This is a genomic window from Arthrobacter cheniae, from assembly GCF_003602275.1.
GTDB classification, from domain to species: domain Bacteria; phylum Actinomycetota; class Actinomycetes; order Actinomycetales; family Micrococcaceae; genus Arthrobacter_D; species Arthrobacter_D cheniae.
Window position 1 is genome coordinate 1 of the sequence record NZ_QZVT01000002.1, and the last position, 15,145, is coordinate 15,145.

Sequence of the window (15,145 nt, forward strand, 5' to 3'; positions counted from 1 at the left end):
GGAACGAATCAACACCCACTAGGAGCGCCCCTGTACGTGAGAGTCGTCACGGGTGCCGAACATGATCGATGACCCGTTCGTTAATCAAGATCGGCACCCAAGTAGGCAGCTGGTCACGCTTAACACCACCTATAAGGGGTACCGATAAGATACCCAGGGCTCGGCGGTCGCACGGGGTTCTTGGGTGCAGGTCCGAGGATCTTTGACCTGTTGGATCAGAACGGCATCCAGTAGGTAATTCAATTGCCATGAAGTACTACTCACAACTAACGAAACGGCAGGCAACCTCGGCGCTGGAGGAGTTCCTAGCCGAACGCGCTCCGGCACTTGAGCAATTCCGGCAAGCACTCAGTGGGGACGGTCAGGACCTGGACGCCATGTTGGACGGGACAACCCAAGGGTTGATTCCGCTGTGGAGCTGGGTCCTGAACCAGATAACAGGACCGGATGACGCCGAACAGCCGGTGGAGCGACGGCACCTGTTTCACAAGCTCGATGACGAGGCTCGTCATAGGCCCGATGAAGGGTTAAGGGGTATCTCGGTGACACGTTCACCGTGCAGCTCTTTGCTGGGAATTGTCGGTCACCGGTTCGAGGGTGGGTGTCGAGCGGATGAAGGTGTTGCGCCGAGGGCGGCGTGAAATGAATGACACCCTAATGTTCCCTGATGACGGCGGGCCGTTCGGTGGCATCATGGGGAAACGAATGGAAGAGTTGGTGGAGGTTTCGACGTGCTGAATGGATACCTGCAGCAGTGGACCGCGATCCAGACTGTGCGGGCAGCGAAACTGCAACCTGAGGACGTCTTCATGTCCTACCTCGGGCTCAGCGGGGATGCGAATGAGTTCGAGATCGAGGGATACCTCTGCGGTCTGGTCATGCTTCCGGCTGCGGATCGTGATCTGCTTGCTCATGCCATCAACGAGCTGTTGGACAGCACCGGTTCCATGGTCGACGGTGCCCATTACAGCGACCCCGACGCGGAATCCTCCTCCGGCTACAGCGACTACCTCCGCACCCTGAACCTCTCCCCCGACAGATACGATTTCGCGGCGCCGCCCGCCGGGGACCACAGCACCAGTTCCACGACCAGCACTGACATTCCTGCCTCCCTCGACACCGCCGACCCTGGTGCTGGTGGACCGGCTACAGACGGACATGAGCTCCGTGCTGATGTACATGAGAGCGAGTTCCGGCGTGTGCAGGCGTTGCACGAGTCGAGGTTGCTCGAGAGAGGCAATGAGGAGCGTTTTGACAGGATTACCCGGCAGGCACGGGACCACTTCGGGGTTAGCTCGGCTTCTATCGCGTTGATCACCGAGGACTCACAGGTCATCAAATCCGTCATCGGTCCCCTGGGTCAGGACCTCCCACGGGATCTATCTCTGTGCGCGACCACGATCAAGCACGACCGCACCCTCGTTATCACCGATGCCAGCGTCCACCCGCAGTGGCGTGATCACCCCCTCGTCGCCGGCGGGCCCGAGGTCCGCTTCTATGCCGGCCATCCCATCTGCACAGCCGGCGGATGGCGTATCGGCACCATCTGCCTCATGGACGACCGACCTCGCGCCTTCACGGACGAGGACGTGCAGGTCCTCCGGCGGCTTGCCGCGCAGGTACAGATCGAAATGTGGGTCTGACCAGGAAACTGCTGCTCGCCCAGCACCGCCAGTCATCGGTCCGCGGCGTGGGTCGGAAAGGATGCTGTGTTTGTTTATCGTCGTTGTGTCGGTAGTGTTCAGCAGACACCGGGGTCCAGCCAAAGGCCAGGTTTGTGACAAGCACAGGAGTGGCAATGACGAACCTCTTGCACCCAGCCCAGACTTCCCCCGTTCTCACCTCAGTACCCGACGTCGTTGACACCCCGAATGACGTCCTTTTTCCGGCTGGCGGTACCACCAGCCACCACGACCTCGCGATACCAGTAATAACGGCCGATCCGGACGAGCGTGACAATGAAGTCTTCGATGAAGGACTGTCCGCAGAAGACATCAGAGCCTTACCGATCAGGCGACTACGGGTCATGGTCAATCAGGTTTTCAGGCTGATGGACACTAGCCACCCTCCCTATGGGGTCCTGGAGCGCTATGACCTGCTCGTCGACGAGCTCGAGCACCGCGCTCACCAAGCCGCCGACCGCGGGGCTGCATATCAAGCAAAAGAGGCCTTTCGCAATAACCCCCTGTACTGCCGGTTCGAGCTGTTCGTAGACGGCAGCCTCGCCGCGTACGTGAAGTACGAGATGAAGGGCGGACAGCTGTTCCTCATCAATGGTGTGGAGCAACCCGAATTCCGCGACCTAGGCATAGACGCGACACTTATGCGCCACGTGGTACTCAACGCCCACCGACGTCGCCTAAACCTCACCCCGCAATGCCCGATGGCCTTCTCATTCCTCGCCGACCACCCCGAATACCAGGCGCTCATCGCCCACCCAACCCGCTAACAGCTCCGAGGACGCGCCTGCGAGCACCACACCAGCTGGACGACAGGCAGGAGTGCGCACAGGCCAGCGAGGACTCCTTCCACTACATAAATCCAGCTCCGCAAGCAGCACTACCCATCCCCTTGATGCGCCACGCCTGGATTCCTGTACAGATCTGTGGCGGACCTACTCCGGTTCAAGAGCTTTATTGACGGTCGCGGGCATTGGCTAAGGCCGACCGATCAGGGTTTCCATGCTCCTCAGTCCGCCCTATATCAAGTCATGTCCATCATTAGTGGCTAGGTGGATGATCGAGCCCTATGCTCTGTGTGTTGGGGTGATCGATCAAAGACGACCGAGACCTGCCCACCTGCATCGTCGGGAGGCGCTCCGCGGTCACGACAGTTTTGGAGGACACGGAATGCGTCAACGATATGCGGCCTTTTGTTCAGTTATGACTGTCGCCCTTTTGGGTATCACAGCGTGTTCCGGCAGTTCAGGAGATGCCTCATCCGAGACAGACCAACTCACCGTGTGGACGACGGAGGACCTCCCTGACCGGGTCGCTTCTCAGCAAGCCATCATGGATCAATTCTCTGAGTCATCAGGAATTGAGGTTGAGCTTGTGGCCATCGCTGAGGATCAACTGACGTCGGTCCTGTCCTCATCCGCAGCGTCAGGTGAACTTCCCGATGTTATCGGAGCGTTGTCCCTCAACGGCATGAACCAGCTGTCCACCGATGGACTTTTGAACACGTCCGCTGCCGCCGCGGTTGTAGAGGAGCTCGGCGCGGACACTTTCTCGCCCCGCTCCCTGGAGCTCACGTCGTCCGATGGTGAACAACTCTCGGTACCAAGCGATGCTTTTGCGCAGCTGCTGTTCTATCGGCAGGACCTATTCGAGCAGGCCGGCCTTGACGCCCCGACCACGTTCGAAGCAATTGAGAAAGCAGCTCAGGCTCTCCACACGGACGAGCTGGCCGGCATTGTTGCCGCCACAGCGCCCGCAGACTCCTTCACCCAGCAGACCTTCGAACAGTTCGCGCTGGCAAATGGGTGTGAGCTAGTAGGCGATGACGGCGGTGTCACCCTCAACAGCGATCAGTGCCAGGAATCCCTCACGTTCTATTCGGCTCTGCTCCGTGACTATTCGGTGCCGGGAAATCAGGACGCGGATACCACCCGAGCAAGCTATTTCGCCGGCGATGCCGCCATGACGGTGTGGTCCTCATTTCTCCTCGACGAACTTGCAGGACTGCGCAGCGATGCGTTGCCGACCTGCGCTGAATGCGCGGACGACCCGGCATTCCTTGCCGACAACACCGGAATAGTGACCGCTATTCAGGGTCCAGATGGTGAGCAGCCCGCAGGGTACGGGGAAATCGTTTCGTGGAACATCCTCAATGACGCCGCTCCTGCAGCACAGGACCTCGTCACGTTCATGATGGGTGATGGTTATCAGGACTGGTTGGCGGTAGCTCCCGAAGGGAAGATTCCCGTCCGGCTGGGCACCGCTGATAACCCGACCGAGTTCACAGATGCATGGCAAGGCCTCGAGGCCGGCGTGGACTCCAAGGCGCTCCTGTCCTCGATCTATGCTCCTGAAACTCTCGCGGAAATCAGTCAAAGCACGAACCAGTTCAAGCGATGGGGCATACCGCAGGGCCAAGGTGCCCTCGCAGCTGCTGTGAGTGGTCAGTTCATCGCCCCGCAGATCATCGCTTCAATGGTCAGCTCCGGCACCAGCGGAGAAGAGGCAGCCAGCCAGGCGCAGGACGAAGCAGAATCACTTCAAGCCGACCTGGGCCAGTGAGCTCCGAAACTGGGGGGCCGAACAAGGCGCGGAGATCCGGCCACTTCGTGACAAAGGAATAGGGCGTGCCACCGGTGTCATCAACGTCGTCGGCGTCATCAAAGCCTCCTCAGTCCTCAGCGCGCCGGCGTACCCTGGCACAGCGTGACGCCCGCACAGGTTTTCTCCTGATGTCGCCCACGTTGCTGATCGTCCTCGCCGTGGTGGTCCTTCCCCTGCTGTGGTCAGTCCTGATCGCTTTTCAGCAACTGCGGCTACTCGAGATCGGCACCGCAAGCCCGTTCAGGTCCTTGTCGTTGGACAACTTCGAACGCGTCTTCGCTTCGGGTGAATTGTGGACAAGTCTCGGTACGACCCTGGTGTACACGGCGGGCTCCGTGATCCTGTCGATCTCGCTCGGCCTGATCGCAGCCATGGCAGTCCGGAAACCCTTCCGCGGACGAACCTTCGTACGAGCCGCTTTGCTGCTGCCCTACGTCGCTCCGGTCGTCGCCGTCACCTTCGTATGGCGCACGATGCTCAGCCCTCAATTCGGAATCATCAACGAAGCCGGTCAATCACTGTTCGGCTGGGCACAACCCATACCGTTTCTTTCCGAAGCCCAACGAACCCTCGGGGCCTTCGGCGCCGAGTTCCCGATACCTACCGCCCTGCTCACCGCGATCGCGTTCGAAGGCTGGCGCTACTTCCCCTTCGCTTTCCTGTTCCTGATGGCTCGCCTAGGAGCACTGTCGGCGGAAACAGAGGAAGCAGCCCTCGTCGACGGTGCCAGCCCGCTTCAGTCCTTCCGCTACATCGTGCTGCCACAACTGATGCCGGTTATCGCCCTGCTAGCGATCCTCCGCACAATCTGGACGTTCAACGAATTCGACGACATCTTCCTCCTCACGGGCGGGGCAGCAGGAACCGGTGTTGCCAGCGTCCGGGTCTACGAATTCCTCACAGTCCAACGCAATGTAGGAGCTGCGTCAGCGCAATCGCTCGTCCTGTCCCTCGTCCTGATCCTCATGCTCGCCATCTACATGGTCCTGCTACGGAAACGAGGAGAAAGACTATGAGTGCCCACGTGACACCCGAATCCGCTGCGCCCACCACACAACAAGCAGATACCACCCAGAAGGCCAGTTCACCCTCGACTCCGCGCCGGCCGTTCAACCGTCACACCGTGGAACGGAAAACCCTGAGCATCATGCGCTGGGCCGTCATCGGGTTCTTCCTGCTCATCACCCTGCTGCCCTTCTACTACATGGTTCTGCTATCCCTGAAACCGATCGAATCACTGCTGCGCAACCCAGCATCAATCATCGTGACGCCTACAGAATTCACCCTCCGAGCCTACGAACAGGTCCTCGCCCCCGTATCCGCCGGCGGTCAAGGATTCGGAACATTCCTTCTCAACAGTGCCTTCGTCGCTGTCAGCGCCGTCATCCTGTCTCTCCTCGTTGCTGTACCAGGCGCCTACGCGGTCGCCCGGCTGCCATTCTTTGGACACCGACAGGTCAACGCCTTGTTTCTCGCCGCATACTTGTTCCCAGCAATCGTCATGGCTATCCCCCTTTTCGTACTATTCACACGCCTGGGGCTCCGAGGATCACTCGTAGGCCTCGTCCTGGTCTACATCGCACAAACCGTTCCAGTCGCCATCTACATGCTCCGCAACTACCTCGAAACCGTCCCCGTATCCGTCGAAGAAGCCGGCCTCGTCGACGGTCTAAGCCGCATCGGCGTACTACGACGCATCAGCCTCCCCCTCGTCCTACCCTCAATCATGGCGACCGGACTGTTCATCTTCATGATCGCCTGGAACGAATTCCTGTTCGCGCTTCTATTCCTCGTCGAACGACGCGACAGCTGGACGGTCTCGCTCGGCCTCTCACAACTGTCCGGCAGCGCCGAAATCCCCACCACCGTCCTCATGGCCGGCTCCGTCGTTCTCACCCTGCCCATCCTCATTGTGTTCTTCTCCACTGAACGACTCCTCACCGGAGGACTAACCGCCGGCGCCGAAAAGGGCTGAACCGCCTCGCAAAGCTAAAGGTCTCGAGCAACCTGCAGCAGTCCGAATCGCACCACCACCCACCACTGAACGAATGACGGCTGATGACCGGTTGACCAAAATAGTTTGAGCTTCAGTAGCTTTTCGTCAGATTCCGGCCTCATCGGCACCCCGTCGCCCGGATCGACGAATTGAGGGGTGGCGCATACCAAGTCGTTCAAGGCCCCCTACATAAGGCGTCGTGTCGATGAAAGGCGCCTGCAAAAACCGTCGGTGTGGCACGCCCCCCTGCGGGCTGCTGTGGGCAAGGACCTTTTGATCCTGCGAAGTGCTGGAAGGCCTGCTTAGGCTTGTGATGTCACCCAGTTGTTTCCCGAGGAGGACAAGTTGGTGTACGCCGATGAGTCACGACGACTCAGATGAGGCCTTGCGTGCCCTAATCGCCGATGTCATGAGGCAGGGGCACATCAGCACCCATGGGTTGTGGGTGTACTACTTCAGTATCGGCGGTTTCATCGGCGAGGTGGAGGTCGACGCGTACCTGCACGGGCTGATGCCATTGCCGGCACTGGATGAGGAATTGCTCGCTGTCGCCGTGGCGGAGATGTACGCGGACACCTGAGGTTCGTTGATCAGCTGAAAATGAGCTTTTAGTCGAAGTGGGTGGTGGGGGTTTCGTCGCTGGCGATGGAGACGACGTTTGCGGCGATGTCGCGGAGCTTTATGTTCCGGCTGTTCGAGGCGGCTATCAGAATATTCATGGCCGTTGTCTGGCTGCACCGGTTCTGGCCCATGACGATGCCTGCGGCGAGATTGATGACGGTCCTTGATTCCAGGGCCGAGGTGAGGTGTGCTGCCTGATCCGAAAGGTGCGCGATACGTACCGCCAGGCGCAACGACTTGGAGGCGTCACGGGCGAAGGCTTCTGCAGCACGGACCGCTTCCGGGGGAAAACCATCAGCGGCACTGGAATACAGGTTCAATGCGCAGTTGGCCTCGCCCTCCAAGGGGATGGGCACTCCGAGGATCGACCGCATGCCGTGTTCGGCAACCGCTACGAAGTACTCGGGCCACCGTTGATCGGTCCGGGTGTCACGGACGTACACCAGTTGCAGGGTGCGGGCAGCTGTCAGGCAAGGCCCGTCACCGTACGAGTACTGGATCTCATCTAATTTCAGGGCTGCCTCGCTGCTGCTGGCGAGTGTTTCGGCATGCCGGGGCCGCAACAGGGTGATGCCGCAGAGGACCTCACGGCCCCGCTCCGACAGATACACGGCCGCTACCTGCGCCAGGCGGGTGAGGAAGTGTTCGACGTCCGGACTGTCCAGGACCAGGTTCTGCAGGAACACGGGCACATCCGCCCGCGACCCGTGGACCGGGTTACGCGACTCCTCCGCTGCCGCAGCGGGCAGGGCGTTTCCAAATTTCATAGAAGGGGCGGTGGTCGGGGCGTTCATGATTCTCCTATCCAGGAGATCAACGTGCACGGGCGCAGCAAACACCCGAAAAGCCAGGCGCGACAACCAGAGACCCTGCGGCGCTCTGTACTGAGCGACACTCATCACAGTACGCCCGGAATCCTAAGTGGGCGGGGCGCCTAGTACGGTCCAGCCGCACTGCAGGTCGTAGAAGCGCTTTTTAGGCCCTACAACTCTTACTTCCGGCAGGATTTCCGCACCTTCACCAGTTCCACCATCCACTGCTGGTCCAATCGTGGTTGGCTGTCCCTAGTTTCTTTAGCAATCAGCAGACTTACGACGTAGGTGTCGGGAGGCCTCTGATTGAAGACGATGGTCACTAGAAAGCGTCGCGCTCATGCTTACCGCTCAGCTCCCAGTCATCACCCGGGCCTCACCTCGCCCTCTTCCCGGCACTCCGGCCCCTGTATCCGCTGCGTCGCCTGCGCCTCCTGTTCCCAGTTCCGACCAACAGCCGGACAAACAGACGGACAGGCAGACGGACAAACAGGCGGGCGACATAGGAGTCCTCCTTTCCCGTGTCGGGCAGGGTGAGGTGCAAGCTTTCGAGGACCTCTACACGCAGACAGCTTCGCGCGTGTACGGGCTGGTGCGGAAAGTACTGGTCGATGCGCAGATAAGCGCTGAAACAACGCAGGATGTGTTCCTCGCCCTCTGGCAGGGCGCAGCAGCCCGCTTCGATCCCAATCTGGGATCCGGGATGTCCTGGATTATGACCCTCGCTCACCGTCGGGCTGTCGATAAGGTCCGGGCCGAGGAATCCCACCGGGTGAGAGACCTGAAGTGGGGTATCAAGAACCAAGACATCGGCTACGACCAGGTCGCAGACACTGTCCTGCAGCGGTCCGAGGTCGACGCCGTCCGGGCTCACCTGCTCACCCTCTCGGATGTGCAGCGCGACGCCATCTACCTGGCGTACTACACCGGAATGACCTACACCGAGGTCGCCGAACACCTCGGCATCCCCATCCCGACCGCTAAAACTCGTATCCGCGACGGCATCAAACGACTCAGCGCTGCCCTCCACAACGCGGCCTGAGCTCGACCTCCGCGACGTCGCGGCCGGGCTCCGGTGCCGCTACTTCATTTCACGACTCATCCGCTGACACAGCCACTGATACGACTCGTACCGCGTCCGTTTTCTAGTTGTCGATGTAGCGTCACGCCTCGCAAGCAATCCCAGATCGGGTTTCAATTCATCAAAACCGTAGATCGTCAGGCACTGTTGATAAGCATGCTTACCAATGAGGTGTCGGTGCTAGAGCCGATCGCATGACCACTGAAGTCGACCGTAAGAAGAAACATCATGGGACTTGATGACAAGATCGGTAACGCCGCGCAGAAGCTCGGCGGTCAGGGTAAGGAAGCTGCCGGTCACGCGACCGGGGATGAGAACCTGAAGGCCGAGGGCCAGGGCGATCAGGCTAAGGGCGACCTTAAGCAGGCTGGCGAGAAGCTTAAGGACGTTTTCAAAAAGGACTGACGTTTCAGCCATCGACGGTTGATGTGATCGCTGATCAGCCGGCGGTCAAGGGGGTGTGCCCGTACGGGCACACCCCCTTCCTGTTCCTGCCACCTTCTTACGCGCTGCCGCGCTAGTTCGCCGGCCCGTTACTTATGCCGAGTTCCGCGCGGTGCGGTTGATGATCGCGGCGAGAAAGGGGCGAAGGTCTTCGGCGTCGGGTGGTAGTTGGAGCCTGCGGAGGCGTTCCTGAGCTGTGATGAGCAGGGTCCGGCCTTGCTCGGTGATGCTTACGGCCACCTGATTGTGCATCAGGCCGCGTTGCCGGATGACCCACCGATTGTTCTCGAGCGTGGTCAGGACGGTCCCGATGGTCTGTGTGCGGGCCATGACCAGGCGGGCCAGTTCGGACTGCAGGATGGGGCTTCGCTCATTGAGATTCTCGAGGATGTGGAGCCCCAGTTGGGGTAGTCCGAGGGCCTTCAGGTAGGCGGCTGATTGTCGTTGCACGGCGCGCGCCGCGACGGACAGCAACTGCAGGGTAGACCAGTAATCGGATGTCATCAGGAAGCGCCCTTGAACATTCGGTTCAATATTGTGACGGGTCGGTGCTTTCGTCCGAAGCGCCGAAATCTGGTTCCGCCAATGATCATGAGGGCGAATCCCAGGATCCCGATCAGCGGGATCCTCACGATAACCGCCACGATCACGAACACGAAGGCCACTAACACCATTGCCAGAGCTAAAGCTGTCCCGGCTCTACTAGCGGATTGCGGCTTGAACCTGGGATCCTCGGCTGCGAGCTGCCGCTCAAGTTTCCTCCACTGCCGACGTTCCTCAGCTGACAACGCCATCGCGTTCTCCCCACTTCTCTTCAACACTTTCGACACTCATGAATCCTGTCGCGCCCAGTGCTCGGTCCTTGTACCTTTGTGCCCCTGATGAAGGAGGGCGGCCTGAACGGCGGAAGGAGTACCGCCCGCTGGCAGTACTCCTTCCGTCCTTTCCCTGAATACGTCGTCAGTCATATCCCTGCTCCTGGGCATCCCACGAGGTAGACGAAGACGAGCAGAGCGTGAAACCTCTAGAGGGGAACGACTAAATGCGGTGAGCACCTTCGGCGGGGCCACTCTTGGCCTGCCCGGTCTGGGCTTTGGCCTGCTGAGCTTTGCCCTTGAGCTGCTGGGTTGCTGACGGAGACGCATCGGCCTGGGCCTTGATCTTGGGGGCTTCTTCTTCGGCCTTGTTCAGGTAACCCTCCCACCGGCGGGACATGGGCCCGATGAGTCCACCGCCGACGCCGACGACGATGACGCCGACAACAGCTGCCAGGACGGCGATGAGGATCGGGGTGGTGACCGTCGTGGCGATCTCGACCTGGTTCAGGGCGGCGATGATGCCGATGCCAAGGATGAAGATGCTCGCGATGTTCGCCAACACCTTGCCGTAGGACAAACCGCCAAGCGCGTTCTGGATCAGGGACTTCACCGCGGCGGCGATGGCCGCGGCGATGACCACGATGACGATCGCGACGATGATCTTGGGCAGGAACGCGATGATGCCGGCCAACAGGTCACTGACCGGGTTCGGCCCGAAGACACCGAAGGCGAACTGCAGGACGAACAGGACCAGGAAGTAGTAGACAACCTTCGAAACGATGTCGCTGGCATCAAGGGATGACTGCGCGAGGGCTTTCTTCACACCTCCGCGCTCCACGGCCCGGTCGAAGCCGACCTTCTCCAAAAGCTTGTCGAGCGCCTTGGAGATCACCTTCGCGATGATCAGGCCGACGACGAGGATGACGAGGAACAGAACAAGTTTCGGTACGAACTCGACCACGGTCGCTAGACCGGATCTAAGTGTTTCTTCCACAGAGAACTCCTTGATGTGCATGCAGAGGGCCGGCTTAGGAGCGCCCCCACGCACCGCCAGCAGATGTCAACCTCACCGTAGGACGCACCTGCAAGGCAAAACAAGGGTACTGATCATCAGGCTCCTTAGGTATTCTTTTAGGCGAGGGCGTGCTCCCCCTCGGGTAGAGGTCGGCCTTCCTACCCGAGGGGCGAACGCCACCCATTCACCAGACCCGAGTGATCCCCCATGGGAAGGACATGACAATGGCAGACAAAAATATCTCGGGGGCCAGTACCCCCAAGAGCCGCAGGAACGACGTGGTCGCCGCAGAGAAGGAACGCTTTGGTGGCATCAAATGGGGCTCGGCGTTCTTCGGGTGGCTCACCGCCATCGGACTGACCGTCCTGCTTAGCGCCCTGGCAACAGCCATCGGCGCCGGCGTAGGGGCCGCTAACACCGCTGGTGCCCAAGATGCTGCTAATCAGGCGACCCAGAACGCGCAGACCATCGGGATCGTCAGCGGCATTGTGCTCGCCATCGTCCTGTTCCTGGCCTACTACTGCGGTGGGTATGTCGCAGGTCGGATGGCACGCTTCGACGGTGTGAAGCAGGGCGTCGCCGTGTGGCTGTGGGGCATCATCATCGCCATCCTGGTCGCGATCCTCGCCGCCATTGCGGGCGATCAGTTCAATGTGCTCTCCAGCATCGGCGGCGCCCCGCGCATCCCAGTCGATGGCAGCCTGCTCACCGCGTCCGGACTCATCGCCCTGGCCATCGCCGTCCTGGTTCCCCTCATCGGGGCGATCCTCGGTGGTAAGGCCGGTATGCGCTTCCACCGCAAAGTCGACCAGGTAGGCATCGACCACCAGTCAGGCATCACCAACCACTAACAACTGACACGAACAATCAGCTAGTCACAACCAGCCAGGACTTATTTCTGGCTCACCTCAGAAGGAGCTTCTCTATGATTTCGCAGAACGATATCGACACCATCCTGTCCGGCCGAAGCCACGTCCTGGCCTCCGACGGATCCAAGATCGGCTCCGCCGGCCAGGTCTACCTGGACGACCAGACCGGGGACCCGAGCTGGGTCACCGTCAAGACGGGCCTCTTCGGCACCTCGGAATCCTTCGCACCGCTGCAGGGCGCGAACGTCACCGGCCATGACGTGACCATCGGATACACCAAGGAGCAGGTCAAGGACGCACCCCGCGTCGAATCCGACGGCGAGCTCAGCCCCGAAGAGGAAGACACTCTCTACCGCCACTACGGACTCTCCGGCCACACCGGAACAACCGGCACCGGTAACTCCGGTAACACTGGCAGAGACTTCCTCGACACCGACACCACCCGCACGACGACCGGCACCACTGCCGGCTATGAGGCGGGCTACCAGGCCGGCGATGAGCGTATTGACCGTTCCAAGAACGGCAACACGGTCGGGCATGACACCTCCGGTCCGACGACCGACGAGGCGATGACCCGCTCGGAGGAGCAGCTCCGCGTCGGTACTGAACGCCGCGAGGTCGGCAAGGCCCGCCTGCGCAAGTACGTGGTCACCGAAAACGTCACCAAGACCGTGCCGGTGAGCCGCGAAGAAGTACGCCTCGAGCGGGAGCCGATCACCGACGCCAACCGCGGCAACGCATTGGACGGGCCCGCCATCAGCGAGGAAGAGCACGAAGTCGTCCTCCACGCCGAGCGGCCCGTCGTCGACAAGGAAGCCGTTCCCGTCGAACGCGTCCGCCTCGACAAGGAAACCGTCACCGCCCAGGAAACCGTCACCAGCGACGTGCGCAAGGAGAAAATCGAACTCCTCGACAACGACACCACCAACACCACAGACGGCACCAACACCACCGGCCGCCGCTAAATAGTTGGGACGTACACCGCCGGCAAGTAAGTCGACTGGTAGGTAGGTCGACTGCCGACACCGAAGAAGCGTAGGGGCGCTGCACACGCAGCGCCCCTACGTGTCTGTCGGGATCCCTCCCCCACCCAACACCGCGCGAAGTTACTTGCCCCTAGTTCAGGTGTCAGGTGTCCTTTGAATGTCCGGCCAGTTTTCGCGCGGCCTGTGTATCGTCCTCGCTCAGGCCGATGTACCCGCTGTCCTCATACTGGTGGGCCTGTCCTTCGATCCACCGGGTATGAGCTTCCCAGGCTGCCTGGCGGCTCGTATCCAAAGCACGGCCAATATCCGCCCAGGAGGCCCCAACTTTCCGGGCGGTCCGCACAGCCAGCTGGCGCCCATAGACCGCTTTGCGGGCGATGACCTCACTCAGGGCGAGAAGCTCCAGCACCTCCGCTTTCGTCAGAGACTGAGGCGAGCCCTCCTCAGCCATGGAATCCCGGGCACGCAACTCGTCGTACCGTTCGACCGCTGTCCTGAGAGTAGTTTCAGTCTCGAGCTGCGCTGGAGTAGTCATGCGGCTCACACTAGTGTCAGGCAAGCTTGACAATCAAGAGAGCTTGACGTTTTCGCTCTGATGGGCGAATACGTCCTCCACTGGAGTACCGCAGCGTCATCCATGCGGGAGCTGTCCGCGGTAGGCAACTCGACCGCGGGTATGGCTCGTACTCTCCCCCGGCGTCCGCGCTCCTAACCTGCGGGTTTTGAACCTCGGTGGCGGGAACGTCGACACCGGCACACCCATGGGCTCGATGGTCTTTACCTTCATGGCGGCCCTGGCACAAATGGAACTCGAGATCAAACGCGGACGCGTCAACGAATCCAACACCAAACCCCGCGATGCTGGCACGAACCTTGGCGGACGACGCCCGATCTTCTCTGACAGTCAGATCGCCAACGCCCGCCGACTCATCGAACAAGGCACAACCCGCATCCCACGTCGCCCGCGACCTCGGAATGTCCCGCGCTACGCTCTACCGGCGCATCGCCAACCTCGACGCAGAGCAGGGGATTACCGCACACCCCGGCTCCATTCCCCACTAACCCTCAGTGGAGGCTGTCCAGGTAATTGAGCAATTCACTATCTCTGGGCGACGAGCAGCCCTGATGACGCGCTGTTCTAGCGGCGGGTGCGCGGCCGGGAGTATCGGCTCACGAGATCGTTCAGCGCAAGCGTGGCGACGATGATCGACACGGCGACCCCTGCGAGCATGACGTAGAGTCCAACCAGCATCGACATGGGCGAACTCGCCTCGGTCAGGAAATCGATACCGCCCACTGCTCCAACAACCCAAAACACTGTCACGGCGAGCAGCACCGCCATCGACGGCAGGGCCGATTTGTTGTCCCTCAGCCACTGCACTTTTCGTCCTGCTTCAATCCCCATGAGCGCCATGCTCCAAGTGTCCGACCCGTCGATCACAGAGCGGGCGAGGACACGTTCCTACTGGGTCACAATGCGGCTTCGATACACCGGCTCAGCAGTCAAACAGTGCAAAACGAGGTAGAGCACACCAGATCATTCGTGCCATCTCAATTAGCCCGCGCGAAGACCCTGGGCATATCGAGGAGGGTTCAGACTGCGGCCAGCTGGGTTGGTTGGGTTGGCGCACCTCCTGACCACTGGTGCACGGCACAAGCTCCCCCACGCTCCGCTGCTTGTCCCGCACACAAATGGACAGCAGGAACCAAGGTCCCAGCTGCACACACCCACCAACGTCACCAACACGCTGCAGCTCACCTCGAGCAACCGGTGGGCATGCACAGCCTCCTGACCGCTGTGGTGTCGGTATCAGCGCCAGAACCTACTGTTTTCGTAGTTCTCAGTCTGGCCATTGAAAGTGAGCACCAGCTTCCTCGTAGCACTGCCCACCGAATAGAGGCACGTAGCCGTGGCACCCAGAATCAAGGGAACAGAAATTCTAGGTTGCTTAGCAAACCAGAGAAAGAAGATTTTAGGCTGTTTAGCGAATAGTGGAAAATAACTCCTAGGATACTTAGTGAACAGCCTGCTGAAAGAAGTCGTACCTGCCGACCACAATGGTGATTACTTGCCAGTAGGAAATAACATCCTTACCAAGAATGCATTGGGTGTGGCTGGGGTCACATAGGGGAAGCCCTATCCCGATCCCGGGCCAGCCGGAACGCAGCATTGAGTTCCGGATTCAATGACGAACCCGAGCATTTCCTCTGCCCGGGTAA

At 60.4% G+C, this 15,145-nt stretch carries 16 protein-coding genes and 1 pseudogene; 11 read left to right on the forward strand and 6 right to left on the reverse strand.

What is annotated here, in order from left to right:
* The first annotated feature begins 731 nt into the window (after positions 1–731).
* The 6 genes from D6T63_RS03230 to D6T63_RS03255 all read left to right on the forward strand — a co-directional run bounded on the left by D6T63_RS03230 (position 732) and on the right by D6T63_RS03255 (position 6,859).
* Entirely contained in the window at positions 732–1,643 is a 912-nt protein-coding gene (locus D6T63_RS03230) for a GAF domain-containing protein (protein WP_120147611.1), read from the forward strand.
* 155 nt (positions 1,644–1,798) lie between these two features.
* Positions 1,799–2,449 carry a GNAT family N-acetyltransferase gene (locus D6T63_RS03235; RefSeq protein ID WP_120147612.1) on the forward strand — a complete coding sequence of 217 codons (651 nt, stop codon included), beginning with the start codon at positions 1,799–1,801 and terminating at the stop codon, positions 2,447–2,449.
* Between the two features lie 400 nt (positions 2,450–2,849).
* On the forward strand, positions 2,850–4,241 hold the full coding sequence (locus tag D6T63_RS03240; RefSeq protein WP_220725870.1) for an ABC transporter substrate-binding protein: 1,392 nt from the start codon (positions 2,850–2,852) through the stop codon (positions 4,239–4,241).
* A gap of 170 nt (positions 4,242–4,411) precedes the next feature.
* Positions 4,412–5,299 (forward strand): carbohydrate ABC transporter permease, encoded by an 888-nt coding sequence (locus tag D6T63_RS03245; RefSeq protein WP_120147614.1) that lies wholly within the window; start codon positions 4,412–4,414, stop codon positions 5,297–5,299.
* 107 nt (positions 5,300–5,406) lie between these two features.
* The gene (locus tag D6T63_RS03250; protein WP_235830532.1) at positions 5,407–6,258 is read left to right on the forward strand and encodes a carbohydrate ABC transporter permease; all 852 of its coding nucleotides are present in this window, start codon (positions 5,407–5,409) and stop codon (positions 6,256–6,258) included.
* A 379-nt stretch (positions 6,259–6,637) separates the two neighbouring features.
* Complete coding sequence (locus D6T63_RS03255) at positions 6,638–6,859, forward strand: hypothetical protein (RefSeq protein WP_120147616.1); 222 nt, start codon at positions 6,638–6,640, stop codon at positions 6,857–6,859.
* Positions 6,860–6,887: 28 nt separating this feature from the next.
* On the opposite strand, the gene D6T63_RS03260 is transcribed toward D6T63_RS03255, so the two are convergent.
* Positions 6,888–7,667 (reverse strand): GAF and ANTAR domain-containing protein, encoded by a 780-nt coding sequence (locus tag D6T63_RS03260; protein ID WP_120147617.1) that lies wholly within the window; start codon positions 7,665–7,667, stop codon positions 6,888–6,890.
* A 385-nt stretch (positions 7,668–8,052) separates the two neighbouring features.
* Between D6T63_RS03260 and sigK the strand changes: the two genes are divergently transcribed.
* Together sigK and D6T63_RS03270 are read left to right on the forward strand one after the other, a co-directional pair.
* Positions 8,053–8,754: an ECF RNA polymerase sigma factor SigK gene (gene sigK, locus D6T63_RS03265; RefSeq protein ID WP_120147618.1), complete on the forward strand. Its 702-nt coding sequence runs from the start codon at positions 8,053–8,055 to the stop codon at positions 8,752–8,754.
* A gap of 267 nt (positions 8,755–9,021) precedes the next feature.
* The gene (locus D6T63_RS03270; RefSeq protein WP_120147619.1) at positions 9,022–9,198 is read left to right on the forward strand and encodes a CsbD family protein; all 177 of its coding nucleotides are present in this window, start codon (positions 9,022–9,024) and stop codon (positions 9,196–9,198) included.
* 132 nt (positions 9,199–9,330) lie between these two features.
* On the opposite strand, the gene D6T63_RS03275 is transcribed toward D6T63_RS03270, so the two are convergent.
* The 3 genes from D6T63_RS03275 to D6T63_RS03285 all read right to left on the reverse strand — a co-directional run bounded on the left by D6T63_RS03275 (position 9,331) and on the right by D6T63_RS03285 (position 11,049).
* Positions 9,331–9,741: a MarR family winged helix-turn-helix transcriptional regulator gene (locus tag D6T63_RS03275; RefSeq protein ID WP_120147620.1), complete on the reverse strand. Its 411-nt coding sequence runs from the start codon at positions 9,739–9,741 to the stop codon at positions 9,331–9,333.
* Entirely contained in the window at positions 9,741–10,067 is a 327-nt protein-coding gene (locus D6T63_RS03280; protein ID WP_120147621.1) for a DUF3040 domain-containing protein, read from the reverse strand. Before D6T63_RS03280 ends, D6T63_RS03275 begins: the two co-directional genes overlap by 1 nt.
* A gap of 208 nt (positions 10,068–10,275) precedes the next feature.
* Positions 10,276–11,049, reverse strand: coding sequence for a mechanosensitive ion channel family protein (locus D6T63_RS03285; protein WP_220725871.1), 774 nt, complete (start codon positions 11,047–11,049; stop codon positions 10,276–10,278).
* A gap of 245 nt (positions 11,050–11,294) precedes the next feature.
* Here D6T63_RS03285 and D6T63_RS03290 point away from each other — a divergent pair, with 245 nt between their 5' ends.
* Both D6T63_RS03290 and D6T63_RS03295 read left to right on the forward strand, forming a co-directional pair.
* Complete coding sequence (locus tag D6T63_RS03290; protein ID WP_120147623.1) at positions 11,295–11,921, forward strand: hypothetical protein; 627 nt, start codon at positions 11,295–11,297, stop codon at positions 11,919–11,921.
* Between the two features lie 74 nt (positions 11,922–11,995).
* Positions 11,996–12,904, forward strand: a complete 909-nt coding sequence (locus tag D6T63_RS03295) for a YsnF/AvaK domain-containing protein (protein ID WP_120147624.1) — start codon at positions 11,996–11,998, stop codon at positions 12,902–12,904.
* Positions 12,905–13,067: 163 nt separating this feature from the next.
* On the opposite strand, the gene D6T63_RS03300 is transcribed toward D6T63_RS03295, so the two are convergent.
* The gene (locus D6T63_RS03300; protein ID WP_120147625.1) at positions 13,068–13,460 is read right to left on the reverse strand and encodes a hypothetical protein; all 393 of its coding nucleotides are present in this window, start codon (positions 13,458–13,460) and stop codon (positions 13,068–13,070) included.
* Positions 13,461–13,626: 166 nt separating this feature from the next.
* Between D6T63_RS03300 and D6T63_RS19685 the strand changes: the two are divergent.
* Positions 13,627–13,987 (forward strand): annotated as a pseudogene (locus D6T63_RS19685) (helix-turn-helix domain-containing protein); the annotation flags it as partial.
* 76 nt (positions 13,988–14,063) lie between these two features.
* Here the strand turns inward: D6T63_RS19685 and D6T63_RS03310 are convergent.
* Positions 14,064–14,330, reverse strand: coding sequence for a hypothetical protein (locus D6T63_RS03310; protein WP_147394293.1), 267 nt, complete (start codon positions 14,328–14,330; stop codon positions 14,064–14,066).
* Positions 14,331–15,145 lie beyond the last annotated feature (815 nt).